The organism is Daejeonella sp. (assembly GCF_044232565.1).
In the GTDB taxonomy this organism is placed as follows: Bacteria; Bacteroidota; Bacteroidia; order Sphingobacteriales; family Sphingobacteriaceae; genus Daejeonella.
In genome coordinates this window covers 1-3,202 of record NZ_JBIILQ010000280.1, presented here as the reverse complement: position 1 = coordinate 3,202, position 3,202 = coordinate 1, and the positions used below count along the sequence as shown (strand labels likewise).

At 37.8% G+C, this 3,202-nt stretch carries 2 protein-coding genes; both read left to right on the top strand.

What is annotated here, in order from left to right; all coding sequences use genetic code 11:
* The first annotated feature begins 255 nt into the window (after window positions 1–255).
* Complete coding sequence (locus tag ACILQF_RS12025) at window positions 256–1,812, top strand: sulfatase (RefSeq protein WP_395627646.1); 1,557 nt, start codon at window positions 256–258, stop codon at window positions 1,810–1,812.
* Window positions 1,813–1,850: 38 nt separating this feature from the next.
* Window positions 1,851–3,202: arylsulfatase (locus tag ACILQF_RS12020; RefSeq protein ID WP_395627645.1), on the top strand; the 1,352-nt coding region annotated here is incomplete at its 3' end.

Genomic DNA, 3,202 nt, shown 5'->3' with positions numbered 1-3,202 from the left:
ATGATGATCATGCGGTAGTTAAAAGTTTTCCATTGTTTAGAATTTATAATAAATCTATTTCTCAAAAGGATGGTAAGTTTTTTGAAAGCGATGGTGTATTTTAGGCTTTACTAATATTTTATTGATACTTTTTTTAAATATGTATATGGTACTATTCAATAGATTAGTGTTTCGAGTATTGAAAAATTTGCAGAATAAATTATTTAATATTTTAGAATAGTTTTTATCTGATACTTTGTCTAAATCCAAATTAATATGATGATTTCGAATATCCCTAATTTTAAAAATCTGGCATCTCTCTTTTTAGTAATACTTTCATTTGGCCTATCCGCTCAGGATACAAAAAAGTTGAAATACGAGCCTGTTTTAGGTGCAAAACCACGGAATATCATTTTCATTCTCTCTGATGATCATCGATATGATTTTATGGGTTTTACAGGGGCAGTCCCAGGATTAAAAACACCTAACTTAGATCGAATTGCCAATGAAGGTGCACATTTTCAAAATGCTTTTGTAAGTACTGCACTCTGTTCGCCAAGTAGGGCATCTATTTTAACGGGACAGTATGCACACACACATACCGTAGTTGATAATCAGGCTCCGGCACCCAAATCTCTGATCTATTTTCCACAATATCTTCAAAGTGCAGGGTATCAGACATCCTTTTTTGGTAAATGGCACATGGGAGGTGGTGATAGTAATCCGCGGCAAGGCTTTGATCGTTGGGTGAGTTTCGCGGGACAAGGAGTGTATTATAATCCTCAAATTAATATGGATGGTAAGATGGTTTCTTATCGCGATAGTGCTTACATAACAGACGTTTTAACCGATCTAACCTTAGATTGGCTAGCGCAAAGGGATAAGAAAAAGCCCTTTTTTGTTTATTTATCGCACAAGGCCGTGCATGCCGAATTCAGGCCTGCAAAAAGAGATAATGGTATTTATAAAGATATTAAGATTCAATATCCTGTGTCAATGTTCTCAACTGCAAGAGCAAACAGTAAAAAGTTTACACGTGGTAATCAGGTTGATTCAAGTGCCCATAAAATCAATTATAAAGATATTCCTTCCTGGGTTCGTGCTCAGCGCGACAGCTGGCATGGGGTTGATTATATGTATGATGGTCAGACTGATTTTGATAGTTTTTATGTGGATTACCTCGAAACTTTAATGGGTATAGATTATAGCGTGGGTCGCGTATTAAAGTATCTTAAGGATAATGACCTCGACAAAGAAACACTCGTTATTTACATGGGTGATAATGGATTCTCTTTCGGGGAACATGGACTAATTGATAAGCGCCATGCCTATGAAGAATCAATGCGAGTTCCACTGATGGCTCGCTCTCCAGCACTAATTAAAGCCGGGACAAAGGTGAAGGAAATGATTTTGAATATTGATATTGCGCCTACTATTTTGGAACTTGCCGGAGTGAAAAAGCCAGGCAAAATGGAGGGGAATTCCTTTGTCTCTCTTATGAAAGGTATGCCCGAAACCAATTGGAGGAAAGAAGTGTTTTATGAATATTATTTTGAAAATCCATTTCCGCAAACTCCAACCCAATTCGCCATTCGTACGGATCAATTTAAATTTATTCGTAGCCATGGAGTTTGGGATATTAACCAACTTTACGATTTAAAGAATGACCCTTTTGAATTAAATAATCTTATTAGAGAGCCCAAATTTCAAACTGTTGCAAAAGAGTTGAATACGAAATTATGGGATTGGTTAGAAAAAACTGGGGGATTGTATATTCCTTTAAAACCTATTAATGAACGCAAGAATGATCATGTCTTTAAATCTACTTGGTAATAATTCACATATTTATTTTCACATTATTTAATTTTATTATGTTTAAACGAGTCAACTATTTATTTCTGGCTTTACTAATTTTGCAAGGTGCGAGCTTATTTTCTTTTGCACAGAAAAGCCCCAATATTGTTTTAATTTATACGGATGATTTAGGTTTCGGTGATATCAGTGCAAATGGTGCCAAGAAAATAAAAACCCCAAATATTGATCGTTTAGCTAAGGAGGGATTGCGATTTAATAAAGCTTATGCAACGTCAGCAACTTGTACGCCTTCCCGGTTTTCATTACTTACTGGTAAATATGCTTGGCGGAAATCTGGAACTAATATTGCACCGGGTGATGCTGCATTAATTATTCCTACCAATGAAGAAACGATGCCAGGAATGCTTCAAAAGGTAGGTTATCGGACAGCCGTGGTGGGTAAATGGCATTTGGGTTTAGGTCCTGCGGGTGGTCCAGATTGGAATGCCGACATTAAACCGGGTCCGTTGGAAATAGGTTTCAATTATTCGTTTATTATGCCTGCTACGGGCGATCGAGTTCCATGTGTGTACCTCGAAAATCATAGAATTGTAGATCTTGATGCGTCCGATCCAATCCAAGTATCCTATAAATCGAAAATAGGGAATGAGCCTACTGGCAAAGAAAATCCTGCGCTTTTAAAGATGAACTATTCACATGGTCATGATGCTACAATTATTAATGGAATTAGTAGAATTGGGTGGATGACTGGCGGACAAAGAGCGCGATGGATAGATGAAGATATGGCCGATGTATTTACCAATAGAGCTATTAATTTTATCGAGCAAAATTTAAAAAGTCCATTTTTTCTTTATTTCGCCACGCATGATATTCATGTTCCTAGAGCTCCGCATTCACGATTTGTAGGCAAAAGTGGCATGGGCGCACGAGGGGATGCTATTTTGCAATTGGACTGGTCGGTGGGAGAGCTTCTAAACACCCTCGATCGCTTAAATATCGCAGATGAAACCTTGGTGATTTTTACAAGTGATAATGGTGCAGTGGTGGATGATGGATACGAAGATGAAGCTGTTGAAAAACTAAACGGACATAGCCCATCAGACATTTTTAGAGGTGGAAAATACAGTGCTTTTGAAGGAGGTACCAAGGTTCCGATGCTGATCAGGTGGCCCGGGAAAATTAAAGCAGGAACTGTGTCCAATACCTTGTTTAGTCAGATAGATTTTTATGCTTCATTGGCGGCTTTAACGGGAAGAACAGTCAGTTTGCCAGATAGTTATAATAGTTTGAATGCTTTGTTGGGTGGTAAAGAGAATAGAGAATACATTGTGCAACAGGCTGTAAACAGCAGATTGGGGATTATTCAAGGCGATTGGAAATATATCTCAGCTGGTCCCGGACCTGCAAT

Bases quoted from the DNA above. Each gene is read 5' to 3' on its own strand.
- ACILQF_RS12025 (WP_395627646.1), top strand. From the start codon at position 256: ATGATGATTTCGAATATCCCTAATTTTAAAAATCTGGCATCTCTCTTT.